The sequence below is a fragment of the Hymenobacter sp. BT730 genome (assembly GCF_030542105.1).
Taxonomy (GTDB): domain Bacteria; phylum Bacteroidota; class Bacteroidia; order Cytophagales; family Hymenobacteraceae; genus Hymenobacter.
In genome coordinates this window covers 16,508-39,312 of sequence record NZ_JAUOFB010000006.1, presented here as the reverse complement: position 1 = coordinate 39,312, position 22,805 = coordinate 16,508, and the positions used below count along the sequence as shown (strand labels likewise).

Sequence of the window (22,805 nt, the reverse complement as noted above, 5' to 3'; positions counted from 1 at the left end):
ATCCTCAAAGGTTAACGCATGCGCAGGACTCTCTGCCTTCCTTATTCTATCAACCGGCTGTTGCTGCTGGGCTGCCTGCTGCTGAGTGTACGCGGGCAGGCCCAGACAGCTTCGCCCCGGCAGCTATATCCCGGCCTGTTTGAGGCCGTGCAGCTGGCCCACGTGTTTCCCGATAATAAAACCTTCGTGGATGCCGTGGGCCGGGAGCAACCGGAAGCCATACTGCGTGCCTACCAGCAGCAAAAAGACCAGCCGGGTTTCGATCTGAAGGCTTTTGTCGCCATGCATTTTATAGCCCCCGGCGAAGTAGGCGGGCACTATCAGAGTCAGGTTTCGGCCGGCATTCGTCACCACATTGATACGCTTTGGACGGTGCTGCAACGGCAGCCGGATACCGGAACCCAGTTCTCTTCCTTGCTACCATTGCCGCGGCCTTATATCGTACCCGGCGGGCGGTTTCGGGAGGTGTATTATTGGGATTCTTACTTTACCATGCTGGGTTTGCAGCAAAGCCACCGCACCCCGGTTATTCGGGACATGGTGGACAACTTTGCCTACCTGATTGACCAGTATGGCTTCATTCCCAACGGCAACCGCACCTACTACCTCACCCGCTCGCAGCCGCCATTTTTTGCCCTGATGGTGAACCTGCTGGCCGAAGAAGAAGGAGAGGCTACGCTGGTGCGCTACCAGCCCCAACTGCTGCGGGAATATGCCTTCTGGATGGGCGGCACCGACTCCCTCCAGCAGCCCGGCACCATGCACCGCATGGTAGTAAAAATGCCCAATGGCGAGGTGCTCAACCGCTACTGGGACAGCAGCCAGCAGCCCCGGGAAGAGTCCTACGCCGAAGACGTAGCGGCCGCCAAACAAAGCAAGCAAACGCCCGATGCATTTTACCAGAACGTGCGCGCTGCTGCCGCTTCTGGCTGGGATTTCAGCACCCGTTGGTTTGGCCCCGATGGCCAACTGGGCTCCATTCAAACCCTGGATATTGTCCCAGTTGATTTAAACTGCTTGCTGTATTACCTGGAATCCACGTTGGCCCGAACCTATCAACTGCAGGGAAACGCTGCGCAGGCAAAGACCTTTCACAACAAAGCCAAGCAACGAAAAAAAGCCATACTGGCATACTGCTGGGATAAGAATGCTGGCTGGTTTCAGGACTATAACCTTCGACTGAAGCAGCGTTCCATGGTGCCAACGCTGGCAGGCGTCTATCCGCTGGCATTTGGGCTGGCCTCATCCAGTCAGGCGAAAAAAGTAGCGGATGTATTGAAGGATAAGTTTCTGAAAGATGGCGGCCTGGTAACCACACTAAACCAAAGTGGCCAGCAGTGGGATGCGCCCAATGCCTGGGCCCCGCTGCAATGGCTGGCTATTGATGGGCTGGAGCGCTACCATCAGTCAGCGCTGGCGCGCACTATTGCTACCCGCTGGGTGCATCTAAACGCCAGCGTATTCCAGCAAACCGGCAAGCTGATGGAGAAGTACAACGTACTGGATACCCAACTGAAAGCCGGCGGCGGCGAGTACCCGTTGCAGGACGGCTTTGGCTGGACCAACGGCGTGCTGCTCAAACTCATGAACCGCTATAAGCTGGAAGGCACCGAAACCGGAAAATAGCCTGCCAGATCTATATGGGAAAGCAAAAAAGCCATTAGGGGCCGCACGAATTCGTGCGGCCCCTAATGGCTTTTGATAATGCGTGAAAAGGCTGCTTACTTCTTGCCTTCCATGCGCTTTAGCTCCTGATACGTTTTCTGCGACTGCGCATACTGGCGCTCCACAGCCTGCCGGAGGCTGCCGGAAAGTGAGCCGCTATCCAAGGCGTCTTTGTAGGCTTTGATAGCCCACTCTTCGCCGTAGATGTTAGAGCCCAGAATGGCGTCTTCGTCGAAGCCGGTCAGGGCCGCTTTTGTATCCATCCAGCCCCGGTAGAGCTTGCCTTTCATCGTGGTGCTGGTTTCCCGGTCGTCGCCGTGGCGACGCAGGTAATCGTTCAGCTCGTTGGCAAAACGCTGGCTTTGACTTACCAACTGCTTATAGTAGCCAGTCCGCTGTGGATCCTGGCTTTCTTTCACGGCCCGCTGGTAGCCTTCTATCCGGTCGTTTACAAATAAAAGTAGTTCGTGCAAGGTGTCAGCCGTATCCGAGGAATCGTAATCATAAGCCGCGCTCTTAGCGCCATTAGATGATTTAGAGCCGCTACGGGTGAGGTAGCTCACGCCCAGTACCAGCAGGGCGCCGCCTACCAGTTTCTGTGTGGTCGTTAATTGGTTGAAGCGGCTTACGGCTTTGGTGCCCAAGCCCTGTACCGATTCCGGCAAACGTCCGATTAAATCTGACACATTTCCCTGGCCGAGCCACTGACTAGCCTGACCCAGCAAAGAGTTATCATCAGCTCCGCTTGTGTTAGTGCTGGTGGAGGTACGGCTGCCTGTATTGTTTGCTTGCGAATTGGCAGAGCCAGTGTTGCCGCCCTGATTAGGTTGCTGTGGTTGATTCATGGTTAAGAGGTAATAAATGGGTAAAAACAATAACAAAAACGTGCTACGACTTACGCAGATTTGGCCGGCAGGTTGAATAGTAATACAGGCTTTGCGCATTTAAACCCCATATAGCCCCGTTGCATAGCAACTACACTACCCCTGATCCAGCGCCATTTTCCTCGTCCAGGAAAGAAAAGCTCCGCCAGGTAAAAAGCCCTGCTGAATTGAAAAATATGCGGATAAAATATGACGTAAGTTGCTTATATTGAGGTGACAACACAGTAACGTTGGATACTGCTATGGCAATTACGAGAAGAAGAATTGGCCTCCGTGAGCGAATGAGTCACATTCCTTGGTGGGTGTACATGCTGCTGATTCCTAGCTTCTACCTGCTTGGCTGGGTGCTACACTTGCTGGGCGTTATTCCGGGTAAATAGGCTGGCAATTGCTTTTCCTAACTACATCAAGTCCTAGCCGAGCACAGCTGCTCGGTCAGGGTTTGGTATGGCCTTTTGTGGGCTAACCCGTAGCAGATGTAGCAGTAACCTGGTACCCCAGGCTGCGTTAGCAGGAAGCATGAGCCGTGCATTTACCAAAGAAGATGATTCCCTGGAGGCGCCCATTATTCCGCCGCGGGCGGCACTGCCACCGGGTACGCCCAATTATGTAACGCCGCAAGGCCTCGAGCAGCTTCGCGCTGAGCTACTGGCGCTGGAGGCTGAGCGTGCCCAGGCCGAGGCCAACCGCGAGAATGAAGCCGACCGCACCCGCCGCCTTACCGTGCTCAATGGCCGCCTGGGAGCCCTGCAGGAGCGGATTGGCAGCGCCAAAGTGGTAGATTCGCGTACCCAGCCCACCAACGAAGTACGGTTTGGCGCTACCATCACCCTGCGCACGCGCAGCGGCGGCAAACCTGGAGCAGAGCGCCATTTTACCATTGTAGGCGTAGACGAAGCGTCCATTGCCGAAGGCAAAGTAGCCTTTGTAGCCCCTATTGCGCGGGCAGTCATAGGCGCCCGGCTTGGGCAAACCGTTGCCCTGCGCCTGGGGCCGAAGGAAGAAGAAGTAGAGGTGGTAGCTATTACCTATGATGCGCCGGGCTAGCAACCTCTACTGACCAGTCTGGATATGGGACTACGGTGCCGCCTGGGGGCCATAGCCGGCCGGCAGGATCTGGTCTGGCTCTATGCCAAACAAGGTTAGGTAAGCCAAGCATTGCTGCCGCAGCTGCTCCGGAGCCAACTGCCCATACTTATCCATGGCTTCTACTTCAATGAACTGCCCGCCATTGGGGAGCGTGTCCTGATGAAATTTGACGTTGCTGAGGAAGTAGATACGCCGCACCTTCTCTACAACGCCCAGTACAGCACGGCTGGCGAACAAGGCCGCTACCGCCTCCGGGCTGGGACTTGCCTCGTAATGATACGTGCGGGTACGTTGGGCGCCCTGTGCATCGGGCAGCCGTTCATAATGAATCAGCAGGTGTTCGATGGTGCCTTCCCTGAGCTTTAATTTGCCACGCGCTTCAGCAAAATACGTGTCGCGCTGCTGATCAATGCCGGCAAAATGTGCCCCCAGTTGTGTTAGGACTTGGCGGGTATTCTCGGGGTTGGGGTCGGGCGCTTTTACGGCGTAATCCTGGTAGGCAGCAAGGTCACTCATCTGAAACCTATAACGGAAAGCCGCCCGTTAAAACGAATAGCTTACCTGAAAAGGCTTGGTAGCAACCACCTGTACCTTTTTAAGTGCCGCAAAGCGGTTGTCCAGGTTATCTTCCAGCAGCCACTCGTGTTGCATCTCCGCTATCATGGGTTCGCCATCGGCCGAAATGCCCTGCCAGTCCATCATAAACGATGCAGATAGGGTGCCATCAGGATTGGGCTGTACCGTTAGATTGCGGGTGCGGTGGCTGGTATAGCGAATACGGGAGTAGGTAGATTTTATCCAGGCCTCAAACTGCTCCCAATTATTAATATGTCCGCCCGTGGCCATATTCAGCTCAAAATCTGGCGTAAACAGTTCCCTCATTTTGGTGGCATCACCCTTATGGGTTTCCATGCAATACAGCCAGTAATGCATAAAAGAAGTCACCCGGTTTTGGGGATAAGCGTCAGCAAACTCAGCCGGTTCTACGGTGCTGGTAGGGGTAAGCTTAAAAAAAGTGAACACCGGTAAATCACCGGATACCTGCGTCAGCTGGGCATCATACTGAATGGTGAAGCTGTGACGGGTGCCATCGGGGCGGATGTTCTGAAAAAGGGCGTGGCCTAGCAGAGACAGTTTATCATCGGAGAGAGGTGTGATGGTTGCATACTGCACATGATGCGCATTTTGCCAGTCCTTGTATTCCATTAAGCGTTCCTGAAACTCGGCCGGGCCATTCAGGTCACCTATAACAGACTTGATTAAAGCATCATCAGCCAGCAGCGCGGTGGCATTTTTTATGCGATTCTCTGTGTAGGGTCGCTCGTAGATCTGGAACCAGCGGTAGTACTGCGCCAGGGCCAGATGGCTTTGCTCGGTTTCTAGGAAGGAAGTGGGCTTCATTCGGTGGAATAAAGGGGTGGAGAGAGTTAGCACCTGGGTGGGTGGTTATAGGGTGCCAGAAGGTAGGAAATAGTTTCTTCCTATAAAGCGAAAGGTATGCTTTACTGGCACCCCGGGTTTCGCACACCAACCAGCAGGCCATTTCCGGTCCGGGCAAAAAAACGAACACCCCAGCGGGAGCGACTGGAGTGTTCGGGAAAAGGGCAGCCTGCTTAATCTTTGCGCGTGTAGTGCTTATAGCGCACGGGGTCTTTCTTCCTATCCTTTTTCTTGCCGATAAGCCCGCCAGCTGCGGCCCCGGCTACCGTACCTACTACGGCACCTTTACCACCGCCCACTACGGCACCCGTTACGGCACCGGCACCAGCTCCAATAGCGGCGCCTTTGGCTTTTTTACTCCAGTGTTTCTTGGGCTTGGTTTGGGCCACGGCACTGGTGAGGTTGCTGCCCAGCATAAAGAATGCGAGCAGCAGAGCGAAGATGTATTTAGGGAGCCGCATGGTTTTTGTTTTTAAAATGAGGGAGTTAACCAGTTGATCCTGTGTTTGCTAAAACGTAAATCAGACCGGAGTGGTTGTGGCGCAGGTACCTGGAGGGGCGGTTATTGGTAAATAAAAAAGCCTCCCGGGCGAGAGGCTTTTAGGTATAAGGTAAGTGGAGCGGCTCAGGAATTAATAGGAGCCTCAATAAGGAGGAACTTACTTTCGGCAGAGCATTCAATGGCAATTTTATCGGTAGCCCACAGGCCTATACTGTCGCGCCTCTCTACGGCCTGCCCGTTTACCAGCACGCTGCCTTCTATCACAAATAAGAATACCGCTTTATTCAGCGGATTCAGGGCATAGTCTAGTGTGCGGCCGGCCTCAAAATAGCCCAGCGAGAGCCGCGCATTCTGGTTGATCCAGCAATGTGCCGTGCCTTCCTCATTGCTCACAATAGTGACCAGCTGGTTCCGGCGCTTTTCCTCCGGAAACTGCCGACGCTGATAGCGGGGCGTTACATTCTGCAGCTTGGGCTCAATCCAGATCTGGAGAAAGTTCACTTCCTCGTCGCCCACATTGTGCTCTTCGTGGCGCAGGCCGCTGCCGGCACTCATAATCTGCACGCCACCCGGCTCAATCACTTCCGAGTAACCCAAGCTGTCCTTGTGGTTCATGCGTCCGGCCAGCAGCACCGAGATGATTTCCATGTTGCTGTGCGCGTGCAGGCCAAAGCCGCCTCCACGCTGCACAAAATCATCATTAAACACCCGCAATAGGCCAAAGCCGCTGCGCTCGGGGTTGTAATAGTTACTGAAGGAGAACGTGAAGTTGCTCTGCAGCCAGCCAATATCCTTCAGGCCCCGTTCGGCGGCGCGGATGATGCGGTAGTGCATAAGAATGCTCGGGAAGATGTGTGAAGATTACAGGCTTTGATGAAAGGCAATTTCCTGTACCGGCTTGCGCTGGCGGCCAGCCTTTTCACGGCTCAGGAAGGGCTCCTCCAGCTGTTCGGCTTCTCCCTGATAGCCTAAGGCAATCATGACGGCGGGCTGTAGGTTCTCGGGCAGATGGAAGGTTGCCTGCGCTTTGGCCCGGTCGAAACCGCCCATAAAGTGGCCGTGCAGCCCCAGAGCCGTAGCTTCCAGAATCAGGTTGCCGTTGGCCAGGCCCAGGTCGTGGAGGGCAGCGCCGTTGGGCGTACCGTTATCGTAGTGGGTTTTGGCCAAGGCCAGCACCAGGACGGCCGCATTCTTTGCCCAGGGCTGGTTGCCGGGCAGCAGGCAGTCTACCATTTTCTGAAAAGCTTCGGTATCGGCGTGGTGGGCGTAGATGTAGCGCCAGGGCTGCTCATTCATGGCGCTGGGGGCCCAGGAGGCGGCTTCAAACAGCTGGCCCATGGTTTCGGGCGCTACCGGATAGCTGGCAAACGAGCGGGGGCTCCAGCGTTTGCGAATCAGCTCATGAACCGGGTAAGTGGTGGTGGCAACTTTCATATCGAAAAATCAAAAAGGCGCGGGTAGGATCCGTAGCCGAAAAAGTGCAGCCAAAGCCGCCGAAAAAAGAACACGCAGGCTGAAAACTCAGCTTACAGGCTCATGGGTACGTCCATGAGCAGGAGTTGGGTATGGCTATCGGCGGAAATCTGCAGCGAGTCCGTATCCCAAACGCCCAGACCGTCGCGGCGGTGCAGGGCCTGGCCGTTCACCGTAGCGTCGCCTTCCAGCACAAATACATATACGCCGTTGCCGGGGCGTTTAACTGCATATTCCGTGGTCTGGCCAGCGTCGAAGTCGCCCAGGTGAAACCAGGCATCCTGATGAATCCAGACACCCGCATCATCAGCGGAAGGGGAAAGGATCTGCTGGAACAGGTTGTGGCGGTCCTCGGCCCGGAAGGTCTGCTGGTCGTAGCGCGGCGCTACATTGCGCTTATTAGGGAACACCCAGATCTGCAGAAACTTTACTTCCTCCGTGTTGCTGTGGTTTTTCTCGCTGTGCGCAATGCCCGTACCGGCGCTCATCACCTGCACGTCGCCGTGGCGGATAACGGCTTTGCGGCCGGTGCTGTCCTGGTGCTCCAGGTCGCCGGACAGTGGAATACTGATGATTTCCATGTTGTCGTGCGGGTGCCGGCCAAAACCCATGCCCGCCGCCACGGTATCATCATTTAGCACCCGGAGAGCCCCAAAATGCACCCGATCCGGGTTCTGGTAGCCGCCGAAGCTGAAGGTATGGTAAGAGTTAAGCCAACCGTGGCTGGCATGGCCGCGGGTAGAAGCCGCGTGGAAAACCGTTTTCATAATGCTGTAGGTTGAAAATCAGGGCAGAAGGTAAGTGGTTTTCTGTCTGATATATGTACATACATCAATTGAGGTAATAATGTTTCCGGCTGAAGTAAGAACTATAGGTTGAACGAACGTCATATAGATAGAAACGTCATCCTGAGCTATGGGAAGGCCCTTAGGCCTGAGGAACGACCATCGTAACAACGACTCGTTTCTGCGGGAAAAAGCCCTTCCTTCGTCAGGATGACAGACGAAGCGGGCGAGGTGCCTCGAAAAGCTCGGCATGACTTTCTTTTTTGTTTCAACCATCCTGCCGCCTGCAAATGCCCGGGAAGCGTAATTTTCGCGTCTAAATGAGCGCCAATCCTTCTCCCGTCGTATCGCGCCTAGCGCCCACGCCCAGCGGCTACCTGCATCTGGGCAATGCCGTCAACTTCGTGCTGACATGGCTGCTGGTACGCCGTGCCCACGGTACTTTGCACCTGCGCATTGATGACCTGGACCGCGCCCGTCTCCGCCCGGCTTACCTGGACAATATTTTCCGCACTATAGAATGGCTGGGCCTCGACTATGACCAAGGCCCCAGCGGCCCCGAGGACTTTGAGCGGAGCTACTCCCAGCAGCACCGCCTGGCTGAATATCAACAGTTACTGGACAAGCTACGTGCCGTGCCCGGGCTGCTGTATGCCTGCCGCTGCTCCCGTACCGATATCCTACGTGCTTCCCATAATGGCCTCTATCCCGGTACCTGCCGCCAGCAGCACGTCTCCTTTGATATACCTGAAACCGCCTGGCGGGCCCACGTACCCCTGACCCTGCGTATTGCTTTCACCGACCTCTGGCAAGGCCAGATAGAAGTGCCGCTGGCGCAGAACCTGGGCGATTTTGTGGTGCGCAAAAAAGACGGCACCGCTGCTTACCAGATTGGTTCTATTGCCGATGATGTGCGCCTGGGCACCACACTCATTGTGCGCGGGCTCGATTTGCTGCCCAGTACCGCTGCCCAGCTTTGGCTGGCCGCGCAGGTACCTGCCACGGCGGCATTTAGCACCACCCGGTTTGTGCATCACCCGCTGTTGCCCGCCGCCAATGGGCAGAAGCTTTCTAAGTCGCAGCAGCAGGTTTTAGATAGAGGAATAATGGGTGAAGCAACTACTCCACAGCCGGTGTATGCTGCCGTAGCGCGCCTGTTGGAGCTACCGGAACCAGCGGGCCAGTCATTAGCGGCGCTACAAGAGGCGTTTGCCATGTCTGGCTTGCTCCCCCTGTCAGGCACTACAGGGAATACGCAGATCCAGAAACACAAGCCGCCAGGTACCGTCGGCTGATTTCGCAAAGTGAAATTTAAAGCTGAAGCGGGTTTGCAGGATGGTCCGCATAGCGCGGCGTTGCGCCCCTTGGCCTTCCGCAGCCGTACCACCCACTACCGTAGCATAGGGCCACACATCCAGACGGCGAAACTCAGCCGCTGAACTAACGAAGCAACCATCCCGCGCATAACCGGAGGTAGTATCCGTCTGCATGCCACAGTCAAAGGCAGGTAGCTGCTTTACCACCAGCGGAGTGGAGCACGTCATCAGTTGCTCCGCCAGCGAAAACAGGGGGAGGCTTTGGTAGTCACGGCGGAAGTCGCGCACGTGGGCTACGTGCGTGACGCGCGGCATAGCGCCGGGCTGCTCCAGTACCCACAGGCCTACGGCGGGGTCCAGCAGGCGTTGCAGGGCCAGCGTGTCATGGGCTCGTATGGCTTGGTCGAACTGCTGCCAGGCAGCCAACAGGGTAGTATCAGGAAGAGGAGTAGCTGGTTTCGTCTCCTGCCGGGGCGGTGTTGCGGCCGTAGGGGAGGTGGATGCCGTGGTAGGCTGCGAATCGGGCTTGCATGCCAGCAGGCCCAGCGTCATGCTCACCACCCCGGCAACTGATATAAAATAGCGGCCCATACTTATCAGTTTAGCGTAGCTCTTTTTTGAACTCCTCGGCCCAATAATCGGCCAGGCGGGTAGGCTCGGGTAGCTTGTAGCCACGCAGGCAGGCCAGCGTGAGGCGCGTGGCCGTGGCCTGGTCGCAGCGGTGGCCCGGGCTCACAAACAGCGGATTTACCTTGTCCTTACTGCGAATTACTTCACCCAGCAGCTCGCCGTTTTTATCCGTGAGTGGTGAAATGCTGCCTTTGGTGATATCCGGCTCGGTATAGGTACCGGTGAGCTTTTGTTTGGCTACCCCGAAGGTGGGTTTATTCAGCAACACGCCCAGATGTGCGGCAATACCCATACGGCGGGGGTGCGCAATACCGTGTCCATCTACCATAATCACATCGGGCTTTTGGTGCAGCTTGGTATACGCTTTCAGCAGATTGGGCGCTTCGCGGAAGGACAGGAAGCCCGGCACATAGGGCATTTCAACCACCTCCGTATTCCACACCTTTTCCACCAACTCCAACGACGGGTACTTCAGGAGCACAAATACCGAGAGGATAGTAGTCGGTGTCGGGAAAGAGGAGTCGCAGCCGGCAATAAACTGCGGCTCATGGGCCAGGGGCTCCAGGCGCACCTGCTTGCGCATAGTTTCCTGCAGCTGCGTCAGGTCTCGGACTATCAGTGGATCAACGGGCGGATGGGCGGGACGGTAATAGGGCATAAGAATCAAGTCAGGAATTAGAAGGACAAAATCGTTCGTCCGGTTGAGCGAAATCGGGACACCGGGCGTGAAGACAATGCTGGGGTATAGCACCCTAGCGTAATGCCACGACTCCGCGCGAGCGGACGGTTGTTATCTACTTCCCTATACGACGAACGGGCCGGTAGTTGTGCAACCACCGGCCCGTTCGGGCATTCATCCATACCAATTATTAGTTCCTGGCAAATAGATACGGGTCCTGGTCGATGCCCTCGTTCACGCGCAGCTCCACGCTCTGCACTTTGCCGTCTTTCACCGCAAAAACCGCCGGGAATATGCCGTAGGTAGCATTGGAGTAGGTGGCGCGGAATTCCTGGCCGTCCATGTAGTCCAGCGTAGCACGCAGGGCGGGGTGGCGGCTGAAGCTGGCTACCAGCTGCTTGCCTTTTTTCTCAATGGTGATGGGGCCGTAAAGCGGGTGCGTGTATTGGCCCACATAGGCAGCAAGCGGTAGCGCCAGTCTGGTCTTCTTGGCTACCCGTTCCTTCAGCTTGGCCACGGCCGCTTTGGTTTCCTCGTTGCCGGGGCGGGAAGCAGCCAGAAACTGGGCGCTGCGGTCCACGTAGGGCACGCCCAAGTAGCTATCCAGCAACTGGTAGCGCAGGGCCTCAAAGAAGCTCTGGTTGTCCTGGTTGGTGAGAATAGCAATGCCCAGGACGGCTTCCGGTACAAAGCACACGTTGCTCACGTAGCCCGAAGCTCCGCCCGTGTGCCAGTATACCTGCTTGCCGTTGTAATCGGTAGCAAACTCGCCCAGCCCGTAGGTGCGGAAGTGCGTGGGCAGTAGAGTGGATCTGCGGGTCGTCAGCAGCGTATTGGCATCCCGCGTGGCCCGCAGCACACTCCAAGGCAGCACGCGCTTGCCTTCGTATTTGCCGCTGTCCAGCTGCAGGCGCAGCCATTTGCCCAGGTCATTCACGCAGGAAACCATGCTGGCGGCCGGGCCAAGGTTGTCTACTTGGTCTAAGGGCAGCAGGCTGAGTGGGGCGTAGGTGTTGGTGTAGGGCAGGGCCAGATTAGGCCGCTGGCCCATACCGGCTGTGAGCATGTAAGTATTGTTCATGCCCAGTGGCTGCAGCATGTTCTGCTGCACGTAGTCTTCCCAGCTGGTGCCCCCCGTAACTACCGGAATAATCTGGCCGGCCGCCAGAAAACCAGCATTGCAGTAGCCGTAGTCCTGGCGGAAGGGAGCTACTGGTTTCAGCAGGCGCATGTGGTCAATGATTTCCTGGCGGCTGAGGTTGGAGTCCCAGAAGGTGAAGTCGCCCTGGAAGGTTTTGGTGCCCAGGTGGTGGCCCAGCAGGTCGCGCACGGTTACCAGCCGGGTAGCAGTGGAATCGTACAGGCGGAAGCCGGGCAGGTATTGCTGCACGTGGTCGTTGAGGGAGAGTTTTTTCTCCTCGGCCAGCTTGGCAATGGCAGTGCCCGTGAACAGCTTGGTGTTGGAGGCAATCATGAACAGGGTGTTGGCATCTACCGGCTCGGGCTTGCCCACTGCCCGCACGCCGTAGCCTTTGGCGGCCACTACCTGGCCATCTTTCACAATGACCACGGCCAGGCCAGGAATTTCCCACTGGCGCATGCCGCGCTGGATGTAGCGGTCCAGGCTGTCGGCTACGAAGGAAGAAGCGGGGCCGGACTGCGCCAACGCGGGCCGAGGGGCCAGATTCAACAACAAGCTGCCCAAGCCAAGCGCCAGGCCAGCAAATAAGGAGTTACGCATAGAAAGAAGTAGAGAAAAGAAAACGTAGCCACAGACGGCGTAACCGCCTAAACGCTGCGTGTATCAAATGTAGGAAACCCTGTGCGCCTCAGCTTATGTCAACCTGAAATTCACTGCTTGCGTTAGCCTCAAGCCGGGCACATACCGCCATAAAATAAACAAGCCACATGAGTAAAGCCAAACAGGAGGCGCCAGATGGGGCCGGTCCGCTGCTGGAGCGCCGCTATTTCGTGGATATTGTGGGCGCCACCCAAACAGTGGAGCAACTTATGCAGCACGTGCGGTGCCGCGTGCCCGAGTATTGCCCCGACTTACTGGCTGAATTCGAGAAAAGCCAAGGCGCATCTGACTGCCTGGATGTGGGCGACGAGTTTCGGATCAAGATTCTGGGCCCCTGGAATGGTACTGTGCGGGTAACGAAAGTCGAGAAAACCTTTTTTGAGTTTGTAACGCTGGAAGGCCACCCGGAAGCGGGGCGTATCCGCTTTTCCCTGGAAAGCCAGCCACAGGAGGTTTTTCGCTTCGAAATTCACTCCTGGGCCCGCTCCCGCGACGGCCTCGTGGCTTTTGCCTATGACACCCTGGGCGTGGGCAAGCTGGTGCAGGAGCATACCTGGCGCATCTTCTGCGAGCGGGTGGCTGCAGACAGCGGCGGCCGGGCGCTGGGCCCGGTCACTATTGAAACCATCGACCACGACCATGCCAAGCACGATGTTAAACACGGCTGAGCCGCGGCCGCTCTGGGAACAGTTCCGCCCCCGGCTGGAAGCCTACGAAAAGGCCAAAGTCAACTTCGATTTAACCGCTACCAATGAGTACACCGCCGAAAACGGATGGCGCGTGGATGACTATGAAATAGAGCTGCCACCCGAAACGCCTGGTCCCGTGGAGGAGCATGGTAGCTGGGCCGCTGCCCGGGAGGTACTGCGCCGCTATTCCTTCCCGCCTCCCGACTTGATTACCGGCATTTTCGTGCCTGAGCAGCCGCTGGAAAAACGCCTGATGGTGCTACGGGGGCGCTTCCTGGTTTTTACCTTCTGGTTTGGCGTGCGTATTGGGGGCGTAACCGATGAAAAGCGGGCTTCTCCCGAGGGCGAAGAACAAGTGTGGGGCTACAACTACCGCACGCTGGAAGGCCATTTTGAACGCGGGCAGATTGATTTCACCGTGCATAAATTTCTAAGTACCGGCCGCGTGGTATTTCGCATCCATGCTTTTTCGCAGGTAGGCAAGATCAGCAACCCGTTTTACTGGCTGGGCTTTAAGTTATTTGGGCGGATGCTGCAGCGCCGCTTTGCGCATCAGTCTATGAAGCGGCTGCACGCGCAGGTGGAAGAAATGCTGCGCTCGGGCCACACGGCGCCGCCAGCCGCGGCAGCTCCGCCCGTAGAAGCCGCAGAAACCAGTAAAGGCGCCCAGGAACAATTAAAGAAGGCCCAGTAAGCTGCCGGCTATTTTAGCTGCTGCCCATCCGTTATCTCCTGCTCCAACTGACGCAGAATAGCCGCATCGGGGCCGATGAGCAGGTAAATACGGGTGCCAAACTCCCGGGCCAGGGGCTCGGCTACGGTGCCGGTTTGCTGCACGTGGGCAAAATGCCGGGCATCTTCCGCCGACAGCGCATCATTGGATACCAATACAATAGCCTGGAGGTGGCGCAAGTCCGGAAACCAGTACACGTAATCAGCATTGACGGAAACGGCCGGAGGCAGCCGGTGCAGGGCGTAATAATTGAGCGCACCGGTTTGCCCGTAATTATCGCAGAGCACCAGCGTGTGCTGCCGCAGGGAATCAGGCAACAGCTGATACGCTTGCACGGCCTTGGTCGCCATTTCGCGCCAGCCCAGCATATCGGCGAAATCCTGGGGTAGGGCATGGTCGCGGCCATCTTCCCAGCGCAGCAAACCCATTGCCCGATACCGCTCACCTTTTTGCTGAATGACCTTGGGTGGCCGGTTGGGAAAGGCAATCAGCAGCATGGGTATAAACAATGCGGCTATAACCGCCACTAATACCGGCCGCACGTAGCGCAAGCGCCCGGCGCGTAGCAAGTGCTCCAGATACACGGCCCCTATGGCCAGCAACACCGGGTACAGTCCCACGGCATAATAGCCCTTGGCCCGCAGGTACGTAAACAGCACCAGCGTAAACAGCACGCTCCAGCCCACAAACCGATAGGGCTTCAGAGGGGCATAACGCCACAGGCCCACCAAGGCTGCCACCAGCACAAACAGGCTATTCAAAAAAAACAGCAGCTGCTCTTTCAGGAACCCGGCGCGCTCTACGTGTACCAGCTGAGTTTTTTGCAGCTCCTGCATGTGCCAGACCACCGGGAAGCCGTGCTGTATTTGCCAGAGCAGATTCGGCAGGAAAATCAGCAGTGCCAGGACCAGCGCCAGATAGGTAGCCCGGTGGCCAAACACCCGGTTCCGATGCTCGGAAAGCGCCAGGGCCGGCAGCATACCCGCCGCCCAGAATACCACATTATACTTGTTTAGCAGGCCCAGGCCCAGCACTATACCCAAGGCCAGCATCCAGCCGGTGCGCCGGGTGTTCAGGTACCGAATCAGACAGTAATAAGCGGCCGTCCAGGCCAGAATATCAAAGGAGTTGGGCTGAAACAGCAGGTTTAGGCGCAGCAGCGCCGAAAGCAGCACGGCCGTAGCGGCGAGCAGTTTGGCGTAGAGCCCGCCGCCCAGCTCGTGCACCAGGGCCCACACCAGGGCCAGCGTAAGCGCCCCGAACAGCGCCGGAAAGAAATGCACCCAGAACTCCCCGTTGCCTAGTGCCTGCACCAGCCACGCTACCCAGGAGGTTAGCGGCGGCAGCGAAATGTAGCCCCAGGCTAGGTGGTTGGCCTGGTCAAGATGCAGGTATTCGTCGCGGTGGAGCTCGTAGGCCGGGTGAATGAGCAAGTACTGCCCCAGTATTTTGAGGAAGAAAAAAGCCAACAGCCAGCCGCCATAAAACCGACGGGAAGGCGAATAAAGTGCAGACATAGAGGAGCCGTAGAATTCCTCAAAAATAGGGAAAGCGCAATATGCGCTGCATCCACACCAACTTTCCTTCGCCGGATCAGTTAACGTTTCTATCTCCGCACTTATAAACCTGTTTTATGCTACCAACCAAAGCCTATGCTGCTCCTGCGGCAAACATTCCGCTGGAGCCTTTCCAGTTTGAGCGCCGCGAAGTAGGCCCGCACGATGTGCAAATTGAAATTCTGTTTTGCGGCGTGTGTCATTCCGACCTGCACCAGGTGCGCGACGAGTGGGGCGGTTCCATCTTCCCCATGGTACCTGGCCACGAAATAGTAGGCCGGGTGGTAAAAGTAGGCGAGCATGTGCGCCTGTTTAAGCCCGGCGACCTGGCCGGCGTGGGCTGCATGGTAGACTCCTGCCGTACCTGCCCCAGCTGCCGCGAGGGGCTGGAGCAATATTGTGAAGTAGGCTTTGTGGGCACCTACAACGGCCGCGAGCTGAAATCGGGCGCGCCCACTTACGGCGGCTATTCCAACCATATTGTGGTAGCGGAAGCCTTTACGCTGCGCGTGCCTGATACGCTGCCGCTGGCCGGAGTGGCCCCGCTGCTGTGCGCCGGCATTACCACCTTCTCGCCGCTGCGTCAGTGGAAAGTAGGTGAGGGGCACCGCGTGGGCGTTATGGGACTGGGCGGGCTGGGCCACATGGCCGTAAAGCTGGCTGTAGCCATGGGCGCCGAAGTAACGGTGCTCAGCACCTCGCCTAACAAAGAGGCCGATGCCAAAGCGCTGGGTGCCCACAAGTTTGTGGTTACCAGGGATGCTGAGCAGCTGAAGCGCGTGAACAACTACTTCGACTTCATCATCAACACTGTCTCGGCGCCGCTGGACATGAGCCTGTACGTGAATCTGCTGCGCCGTGATGGCACGATGATTCTGCTGGGGGTACCCCCGGAAGCCCCGCAGCTGCATGCCTTCAACCTCATTGCCAAGCGCCGCCGCATTGCCGGCTCGCTCATCGGCGGCATCGAGGAAACGCAGGAAATGCTCGACTTCTGCGCCCGCCACAACATCGTTTCCGACGTGGAGGTGATTCCCATCAACTACATCAACGAAGCCTACGAGCGGATGCTAAAATCCGACGTGAAATACCGTTTCGTGATTGATATGGCCACGCTATAAGCACAGAATCAAGTACTAGCGTCCTGCAAAGCGCAGTTGACGCATCTCACGGGATGGTAATGGCTACCCCGGCAAGATGTGGCAACTGCGCTTCGCAGGACGTTTTTTTGTGCTCTTACCGCACCTCATATGGGTACGTAAAGCTGCCTTCCAGTACCAGCCGTTTGGCAGCACTGCGGGCCACATTGGTCTGGCAAAGTACTGCCCGGTATGTGCCCGTGAGCTGGTGATGCTCCAAATCCACGGCTGTAATGCGCACTTCGCCGTCGTTCAGCTGGCAGGCTTTGGATTCGGCAGACATCTCGCCCACGCGGTAGGAGGCCTCACGCACGTGGCCACTCAGTATCTCCTTGAAGCGGTATACGGCGGGGACGGGCTTAAATTCATCCACCATAATGGTCAGGCCGGGGTCATCGGGAGAGTCGGCGGGCACGATGGTGAGCGTGAGGACTTGGCCGGCACTGGGGGTTACATCAAAACGGGAGCTGAGGGTATCCGCCACAATGGCCTCGCCATTGCGGCGCAGCGTTAGAAAATGAGCGGCGGCCGGCTTCGGCGGTGTACTGCTTATCAGCCACCCCGATCCTAAAACACCCAACAGCAAAAGACAACGGCGCATACAAAACAGTGATAAGAAACCAAAAATCCGCCCCAGGAGCCAGCATTGTGGCCGCCAGGGCGGATGGAAGTTACCATTCGGCGGGCGTTTTTCCTGAGAAAAACTCAGTCTGCAAGGATCAGGCCCGCTTATCCGTCGGATGGGGCCCGCCGCCGTGAATCATCTCAGAAACCACGCCGCGGTCCTTGGTCAGCTCTGCCCAGACCACCCCGCCGAGGTGCACCGCAAAGAAGGCCAGGATCAGATACATATTCACGTTGTGCACTTCTTTAATGGTGTGCTCCAGCTTGTGTAGCGCCTCCACGTCATCAGCGTAAGTGAGGGCCAGCCCGGTCACGACCATCACCAGCAGCAGCACATAAAAAATCAGGTAAGAATACTTTACCGCCACGGAGTGCCGCAGGCGGAAAGGCTTAAGCGGGGCATCTTGGGTAGACTGCTTGGCCTGATGCAGGCGGGCGCTGAACTTTTGCGAAGCCGGTTGGGTAATCTCCACTACAATGCGCCACAGCAGCAGCCCGGACAGGGTTATGCCCAGGTAAATGTGCCAGTCCCAGATGCGGTGACTGACCAGCCCGCCAATACCACGCAGCTGCTCCTTGGTGGCTTCAATGCCATTTTTCGCCAGGGCCTCCTGCATCTTCGGAAACAGGCCGCGCATATTGATGATAACCTTCAGAAACAGAATGGTGCTCAGAAGGCCCGAAATAACGGCCCAGTTAGCCCAGTGCCAGATACGCAGACCGGCAGAGTATTTTTTAGCAGAAGAAGTTTCGGTTATGGTAGGCTGTGCCATGCAGAAGAGTAGAAGGGAAATCAGGAAAGGAAGGGCCGGAAGATAGATGTTTGTCTGGCTCCCACCAACGGACTATCGACCAGCGGGCTATTAACACCGACCGGGATACACTTCCAGGGCATGCCCCAGGCAGTTCATGGCTGCCTCCAGCGCCGGCAGATTCAGCACGTAGGCTAAGCGTACTTCATTCTGGCCTGCGCCAGGGGTGGCGTAGAAGCCCGATGCCGGCGATACCATTACGGTTTGGCCATCGTGGTCAAACTCTTCCAGCAGCCACTGCGCAAACCGCTCGGTGCTGTCCACGGGCAGGCGGGCCATAATGTAGAACGTGCCGCTGGGCGTAGGGCACTCCACGCCGGGCATGGCGCGCAGGCGGCGCAGCAGCAGGTCGCGGCGGGCACGATACTCGGCCTTGGTATGGTCGAAGTAGCTGAGGGGTAGCTCGGCGGCCGCTTCGGCAAACAGCTGCGCCAGGCCCGGCGGACTCACCCGCAGCTGCGCAAACTTGAAAGCGGCCTGGAATAGGGCCTTGCTCTTGGTTACAAAGGCCCCGATGCGCGCCCCGCAGGCGCTGTAGCGCTTGGAAATGGTGTCCAGCACTACCACATGTTCGGCGGCGCCGTGCAGCTGCAGCGGGCTGAGAAAGGGTGCATCGTAGCAAAACTCCCGGTAAGCTTCATCTGAAAACAGGTACAGATGATGCTCCTGGCACAAGGCCAGCAACTGCTCCAGCTCGTCGCGGCGGTACACGTAGCCGGTGGGGTTGTTGGGGTTGCAGATGAGTATGGCCTTGGTGCGCGGGGTAATACGGGCGGCCAGCTCGACAATAGGCGGCAGCGCAAAGCCATTATCCAGGTGCGACATTACGGGCACAATACGGGCCCCGGCGGCCTCCGCAAAGCCCAGGTAGGGCCCATAGAAAGGCTCCGGTACAATCAGCTCATCACCCGGATTAAAGCAGCACATAAAGGCAAACAGCAGGGCCTCGCTGCCGCCGGTAGTCACCAGAATATCATCGGCCACCACGGGCATTCCCACGCGTTGGTAATAGCTGGCCAGCTTGTGCCGGTAGCTGGGGTAGCCGGCCGTGGGACTGTATTCCAGCACCCGGATGCTGGCTTGCTGTACGGCTGCCAGCATGGTAGGCGGTGTCTCAATATCGGGCTGGCCAATGTTGAGGTGGTGCACGTGTACGCCCCGGGACTCGGCGGCATCCGCGTAAGGCGTCAGCTTACGATACGGAGATAAAGGCAGCGCCATGCCGCGGTCTGATACTTGGAGCATGGGTCTAAATATAGACCTCAACCGCCAAGTGCCCTAATGACGATAAGGGTAAACTGATTATTAAAAGTAAAAAGCCAGTTTACCCCCTTCATTTTTAGGGTGGTGAACTGGCTTTTTACTTTTAATCGAAATTCTCTGCCTAAGGCTTTTCCGGCAGCAGCGTGGCGTCTTCGTAGTTACCCAGCACCGGCGTATTTCCCTGTGTAACGGCTTCTACCAGTAGCTTGCCACCCACAAACGCGCCCTTCCACGACTCGCCCAAACCGCCGAAAACTTCCTCCCGGTCGCCGCGGGAGCGGAGCTTGTTGATGCCCACTTTGAAGGCGCGTACTTCCTTTGCCGTGCGCTCGGCCCACTTGGCATCGTCCGAGGCCACGGCGGCTACCAGTGCGCCGTTGCTAATGTTCATTTCGCCCACCAACTCTTCCACCCGGTCTACCAGTACAATGCTGTCGATGGGGCCGAAGGGCTCTTTGAAGTACAGCTCGCTCTGGCGTGGCAGGTTTACCAGGGCGCGCGGGGCGCGGTAAGCGGAGCGGTCCTGGCCGGGCAGAAACAGGCTGTCGTCCAGCTTGCCATCATAGATAGGTGTGGCGCCGGTTTTCAGCGCATCAGCGTAGAGGCGGTCCAGGTCTTCGGCCTGGGCTTTGTTGATAACGGGGCCGAAGGCCAGGTCCGGTAGCTTATCATCAACATTATCTACCAGCGTGGGGTTGCCCACTTTCAGGCTGCGGATGGTGTTCCAGTAGGTTTCCAGGAACTGCGGGAACAGGCGACGCTCTACCACAAAGCGCACGTAGGCGGTGCAGCGCTGCTTGCCATAGTCGTAGCCCTTTTTGAGCTGGTCGGCCAGGGCATCCCAGTCAGAGTAATCCCAGATGCCGTAGGTGTTTACGCCTTCCATTTCCAGCATGTAGCGCTTGTTGTGGGTACTCAGGGCATCAGCAATGTTGCGGCCGTTGTAGCGCCCGCCCACAAAAGAGAGGCAATCAATAGCTTCGTTCTTAACCAGCACGTCGCTCAACTCTCCGCCGGGGCCGCTCACCAGCGTAACGGGCAGGCCGCAGCGGCGGGCAATGGCAAACGTCACGCTCAGGGAAATAAAGCCGCCATCGGTAGGGGTTTTGGCAATAACGGAGTTACCGCACAGCGCCTGCACCAGCACCGCGTGCAGCAGCACCGACATGGGGTAGTTCCAGGAAGCAATATTGCTTACCAGGCCGAGGGGCTTGCGCTGGTCCAGCATGCCCTCAATGTTGTCCACGTACCACTGCACGCCCTCAATGGCGCGGTCAATGTCGGTAAAGCCCAGCTTGTAGGTTTTACCGATTTCCCAGATCAGCAGCTTGCCAATGAGGTCTACCTGCGGGCGCAGCTGGTTTAGGCAGTCCTGCACGCGGCGTTTTCGCTCATCCAAATCGGTGGCAGCCCAGGCGGCGGCTTCCTGCTTGGCGGCCTGCACGGCGCGCAGGCCGGCGGCGTGGTCCAGCATGGGCAGCCCACCCAGCGCCGTGCCATCTACCGGCGAGATAAACTCCCGGGGGGTGCCGGATTCCTGCCAGCGGCCTTCCAGCAAATTCAGAAAGCGGCCGTCCTGATCAAAGATTTCCGGCGTCAGCTGTTTTACCTGGGCCAGCAGGCCGGCATATTCTACCTGGGGCGAAATGATTTTAGGCATCGAAAGAAAAGGTCGGTTGGAAAAGAGTAGGGTAGCGGTTGGGCCGCCAAGATATCAGTTTGCCTTCTACGGCGACTTTGCTCTCCTAAACAGCCCAAAAGCAAAAAGAGCAGCTGGCGGTCGGTCAGCAGATGGGCCGATACAGACATAGAAGGGCGTGGCATGTTTGGCGAGGATTATCCTGCCGCTGCAGGTTGCTGCTTTGGCAGGTTGTCGGGCTAATGAAAACAAATCAGCCCCGACTTTAGACCGCTAAAAAATCCAGGCCCTCCTGTTGAGTACCCTTCGCTTCGACGACAAAATCTTTTAAATGAAACTGCTGCTCAACCATTAACCTATCCACTTTGCCTGCGTTGGAAAAGTGTCTATCTACATTATGGCTGAATCGTTATGAATGCTAAACCAACCTTCCAACCACCTCAGCACCAGGATCAGCAGCCTGGTCTGGAAAGCGAAATGACGCCCCAGCCGGAATATATCCGCCCCGGCTACAAAGGCAGCGACAAGCTACAAGGCAAAATTGCCCTCATTACGGGCGGCGACTCCGGCATAGGTCGTTCGGTAGCGGTGCACTTTGCCCGTGAGGGTGCCGATGTAGCTTTTTGCTACCTGCCATCTGAGGAAGAAGATGCCTACCAAACGCGCCAGCTGGTAGAGCAGGAGGGGCGCCGCTGCCTCTCCATGCCCGGCGACCTGCGTGACCCTGGCTTTTGCCAGGAAATAGTGACCCGCACCGTGGAGGAGCTGGGTGGCCTCAATATCCTGGTGAATAACGCCGCCGAGCAGTTTCCCAGCAAAGACCTTACAGAAATAACCGACCAGCAGTGGGAGGATACCTTTCAGGTGAATTTCTTCTCCTTTGTGCGCGTCACAAGAGCCGCGCTGGAGCACCTGCAGGAAGGCGACTCTATCATTAACACGTCCTCTATCAACGCCTACCGCGGCCATGAGCAGCTGGTAGACTACACCTCCACCAAAGGGGCCATCACGGCCTTCACCCGCTCTATGGCCCAGCAGCTGGCCGACAAGAAAATAAGGGTGAATGCCGTAGCGCCCGGTCCTATCTGGACGCCGCTTATTCCGGCCAGCTTCCCGGCTATGAAAGTGGCCATGTTTGGCAAGGATACTACCATGAAGCGTGCCGGCCAGCCTTCCGAAGTAGGCCCATGCTACGTGTTTCTGGCCTGCGAAGACGCTTCCTATATTACGGGTCAGGCGCTGCATCCCAATGGGGGTGAAGTGCTGAATACCTGACTCTTGTATTACTTGCTTGCTCCCCGGTACCACCGTAATTGCTAGAACAGATTTTTGGATTTTTAACCCTTTTTTTCTGTCAATTATGGACTATGCAAATCAATCCAATTGGGAAAGCCGCAAAGCCGGCCGCACCAGCTCGTCCCGCTATGCCTCCTATAGCCCGGAGTATGACGAGCACGATATATACTCCTCCCGCAAAGGCTCTGCGCTGTTTGGCAAAGGCACGGTAGGCGGCATGATTGGGAGTATGAGCACCACGCAAAAAATTCTGGGCGGCGCATTGCTGCTGCTGGGGGTAAGCTCCTTGCTGAAGAGCGGCAGCTCGGGTGGCTCATTGGTCAGAAGCCAGACGGACGCGCTGCAGGAGCTGCTCCTGTTTGTAAACGACCGGATAGAAGGCTACCAGCGCGCCGTAAAAGAAAGCAAGGACCCCGAGCTTACCAGCTATTATAGCCAATTGGTCAACCAAAGCCAGCAGTTTGCCAACAAGCTCAACAGCTACCTGCGGCAGCAAGGCATCAGGCCAGAAACCAGCACCACGATGAAAGGCAAACTCTACCGGGGCTGGATGGACGCCAAAGCTGCCGTTACGGGTTTCGATGAAAACGCCATCCTCGGCTCCAACATCTACGGCGAGGAATGGGCCCTGAAAGCCTACCGGGAAGCCCTGCAGGCTCCGGGATTGTCGGGTGAAATCCGGCAGGAAATTGAGCGCCAGTACAGCCAGTCGCAGGACACTTACCAGCGCCTGAAAAGCATGGAGTACCTGCCGCATTCGGCTGGTAATTTATAACCAGTTACTCCGCCG

23 protein-coding genes are annotated in these 22,805 nt (G+C 57.1%); 8 read left to right on the top strand and 15 right to left on the bottom strand.

Going from position 1 to position 22,805, the window contains the following annotated elements; translation table 11 throughout:
* Positions 1 to 18 precede the first annotated feature (18 nt).
* Entirely contained in the window at positions 19 to 1,626 is a 1,608-nt protein-coding gene (gene treF / locus Q4G72_RS14820) for an alpha,alpha-trehalase TreF (protein WP_303312212.1), read from the top strand.
* Positions 1,627 to 1,721: 95 nt separating this feature from the next.
* Here treF and Q4G72_RS14815 read toward each other — a convergent pair whose 3' ends face one another.
* A complete protein-coding gene (locus Q4G72_RS14815) occupies positions 1,722 to 2,510 on the bottom strand; it encodes a ferritin-like domain-containing protein (protein WP_303312211.1) in 789 nt (262 codons plus the stop codon).
* A 558-nt stretch (positions 2,511 to 3,068) separates the two neighbouring features.
* On the opposite strand from Q4G72_RS14815, the gene Q4G72_RS14810 reads away from it, so the two are divergent.
* Positions 3,069 to 3,596: a GreA/GreB family elongation factor gene (locus Q4G72_RS14810; protein ID WP_303312210.1), complete on the top strand. Its 528-nt coding sequence runs from the start codon at positions 3,069 to 3,071 to the stop codon at positions 3,594 to 3,596.
* A 30-nt stretch (positions 3,597 to 3,626) separates the two neighbouring features.
* Here Q4G72_RS14810 and Q4G72_RS14805 read toward each other — a convergent pair whose 3' ends face one another.
* From Q4G72_RS14805 to Q4G72_RS14780, 6 genes are all read right to left on the bottom strand, one after another.
* Positions 3,627 to 4,154: a class IV adenylate cyclase gene (locus Q4G72_RS14805; RefSeq protein WP_303312209.1), complete on the bottom strand. Its 528-nt coding sequence runs from the start codon at positions 4,152 to 4,154 to the stop codon at positions 3,627 to 3,629.
* Positions 4,155 to 4,181: 27 nt separating this feature from the next.
* Positions 4,182 to 5,039, bottom strand: coding sequence for a nuclear transport factor 2 family protein (locus tag Q4G72_RS14800; protein WP_303312208.1), 858 nt, complete (start codon positions 5,037 to 5,039; stop codon positions 4,182 to 4,184).
* 212 nt (positions 5,040 to 5,251) lie between these two features.
* On the bottom strand, positions 5,252 to 5,539 hold the full coding sequence (locus Q4G72_RS14795; protein ID WP_303312207.1) for a YMGG-like glycine zipper-containing protein: 288 nt from the start codon (positions 5,537 to 5,539) through the stop codon (positions 5,252 to 5,254).
* 164 nt (positions 5,540 to 5,703) lie between these two features.
* On the bottom strand, positions 5,704 to 6,414 hold the full coding sequence (locus Q4G72_RS14790) for a pirin family protein (RefSeq protein ID WP_303312206.1): 711 nt from the start codon (positions 6,412 to 6,414) through the stop codon (positions 5,704 to 5,706).
* 27 nt (positions 6,415 to 6,441) lie between these two features.
* Positions 6,442 to 7,014, bottom strand: a complete 573-nt coding sequence (locus Q4G72_RS14785) for a nitroreductase family protein (protein WP_303312205.1) — start codon at positions 7,012 to 7,014, stop codon at positions 6,442 to 6,444.
* A 92-nt stretch (positions 7,015 to 7,106) separates the two neighbouring features.
* Positions 7,107 to 7,820: a pirin family protein gene (locus tag Q4G72_RS14780; protein ID WP_303312204.1), complete on the bottom strand. Its 714-nt coding sequence runs from the start codon at positions 7,818 to 7,820 to the stop codon at positions 7,107 to 7,109.
* Between the two features lie 338 nt (positions 7,821 to 8,158).
* On the opposite strand from Q4G72_RS14780, the gene Q4G72_RS14775 reads away from it, so the two are divergent.
* Positions 8,159 to 9,133 (top strand): glutamate--tRNA ligase family protein, encoded by a 975-nt coding sequence (locus Q4G72_RS14775; protein WP_303312203.1) that lies wholly within the window; start codon positions 8,159 to 8,161, stop codon positions 9,131 to 9,133.
* Here the strand turns inward: Q4G72_RS14775 and Q4G72_RS14770 are convergent.
* The 3 genes from Q4G72_RS14770 to Q4G72_RS14760 all read right to left on the bottom strand — a co-directional run bounded on the left by Q4G72_RS14770 (position 9,074) and on the right by Q4G72_RS14760 (position 12,204).
* Complete coding sequence (locus tag Q4G72_RS14770; RefSeq protein ID WP_303312202.1) at positions 9,074 to 9,745, bottom strand: hypothetical protein; 672 nt, start codon at positions 9,743 to 9,745, stop codon at positions 9,074 to 9,076. The two genes, Q4G72_RS14775 and Q4G72_RS14770, sit on opposite strands and share 60 nt — an antisense overlap.
* Before the next feature lie 10 nt (positions 9,746 to 9,755).
* Complete coding sequence (gene nfi / locus Q4G72_RS14765; RefSeq protein ID WP_303312201.1) at positions 9,756 to 10,442, bottom strand: deoxyribonuclease V; 687 nt, start codon at positions 10,440 to 10,442, stop codon at positions 9,756 to 9,758.
* A gap of 211 nt (positions 10,443 to 10,653) precedes the next feature.
* On the bottom strand, positions 10,654 to 12,204 hold the full coding sequence (locus Q4G72_RS14760; RefSeq protein WP_303312200.1) for a serine hydrolase: 1,551 nt from the start codon (positions 12,202 to 12,204) through the stop codon (positions 10,654 to 10,656).
* A gap of 167 nt (positions 12,205 to 12,371) precedes the next feature.
* Between Q4G72_RS14760 and Q4G72_RS14755 the strand changes: the two genes are divergently transcribed.
* Both Q4G72_RS14755 and Q4G72_RS14750 read left to right on the top strand, forming a co-directional pair.
* Positions 12,372 to 12,932: a DUF1990 family protein gene (locus Q4G72_RS14755; protein ID WP_303312199.1), complete on the top strand. Its 561-nt coding sequence runs from the start codon at positions 12,372 to 12,374 to the stop codon at positions 12,930 to 12,932.
* Positions 12,904 to 13,647, top strand: coding sequence for a DUF1990 domain-containing protein (locus Q4G72_RS14750; RefSeq protein WP_303312198.1), 744 nt, complete (start codon positions 12,904 to 12,906; stop codon positions 13,645 to 13,647). The genes Q4G72_RS14755 and Q4G72_RS14750 overlap by 29 nt, the downstream gene beginning before the upstream one ends.
* An 8-nt stretch (positions 13,648 to 13,655) precedes the next feature.
* Here the strand turns inward: Q4G72_RS14750 and Q4G72_RS14745 are convergent, their stop codons facing one another.
* Positions 13,656 to 15,203, bottom strand: a complete 1,548-nt coding sequence (locus Q4G72_RS14745) for a glycosyltransferase family 39 protein (RefSeq protein WP_303312197.1) — start codon at positions 15,201 to 15,203, stop codon at positions 13,656 to 13,658.
* Between the two features lie 116 nt (positions 15,204 to 15,319).
* On the opposite strand from Q4G72_RS14745, the gene Q4G72_RS14740 reads away from it, so the two are divergent.
* Positions 15,320 to 16,363 carry an NAD(P)-dependent alcohol dehydrogenase gene (locus Q4G72_RS14740; protein WP_303312196.1) on the top strand — a complete coding sequence of 348 codons (1,044 nt, stop codon included), beginning with the start codon at positions 15,320 to 15,322 and terminating at the stop codon, positions 16,361 to 16,363.
* 115 nt (positions 16,364 to 16,478) lie between these two features.
* On the opposite strand, the gene Q4G72_RS14735 is transcribed toward Q4G72_RS14740, so the two are convergent.
* From Q4G72_RS14735 to Q4G72_RS14720, 4 genes are all read right to left on the bottom strand, one after another.
* Entirely contained in the window at positions 16,479 to 16,982 is a 504-nt protein-coding gene (locus Q4G72_RS14735) for a hypothetical protein (protein ID WP_303312195.1), read from the bottom strand.
* A gap of 118 nt (positions 16,983 to 17,100) precedes the next feature.
* Positions 17,101 to 17,778 (bottom strand): cytochrome b/b6 domain-containing protein, encoded by a 678-nt coding sequence (locus Q4G72_RS14730; RefSeq protein ID WP_303312194.1) that lies wholly within the window; start codon positions 17,776 to 17,778, stop codon positions 17,101 to 17,103.
* A gap of 90 nt (positions 17,779 to 17,868) precedes the next feature.
* Positions 17,869 to 19,062: a pyridoxal phosphate-dependent aminotransferase gene (locus Q4G72_RS14725; RefSeq protein ID WP_303312193.1), complete on the bottom strand. Its 1,194-nt coding sequence runs from the start codon at positions 19,060 to 19,062 to the stop codon at positions 17,869 to 17,871.
* A 139-nt stretch (positions 19,063 to 19,201) separates the two neighbouring features.
* Positions 19,202 to 20,740 carry an aldehyde dehydrogenase family protein gene (locus Q4G72_RS14720; protein WP_303312192.1) on the bottom strand — a complete coding sequence of 513 codons (1,539 nt, stop codon included), beginning with the start codon at positions 20,738 to 20,740 and terminating at the stop codon, positions 19,202 to 19,204.
* Between the two features lie 390 nt (positions 20,741 to 21,130).
* Between Q4G72_RS14720 and Q4G72_RS14715 the strand changes: the two genes are divergently transcribed.
* Positions 21,131 to 21,994 carry an SDR family oxidoreductase gene (locus tag Q4G72_RS14715; RefSeq protein ID WP_303312191.1) on the top strand — a complete coding sequence of 288 codons (864 nt, stop codon included), beginning with the start codon at positions 21,131 to 21,133 and terminating at the stop codon, positions 21,992 to 21,994.
* An 85-nt stretch (positions 21,995 to 22,079) separates the two neighbouring features.
* Positions 22,080 to 22,790 carry a ferritin-like domain-containing protein gene (locus Q4G72_RS14710; protein WP_303312190.1) on the top strand — a complete coding sequence of 237 codons (711 nt, stop codon included), beginning with the start codon at positions 22,080 to 22,082 and terminating at the stop codon, positions 22,788 to 22,790.
* Positions 22,791 to 22,805 lie beyond the last annotated feature (15 nt).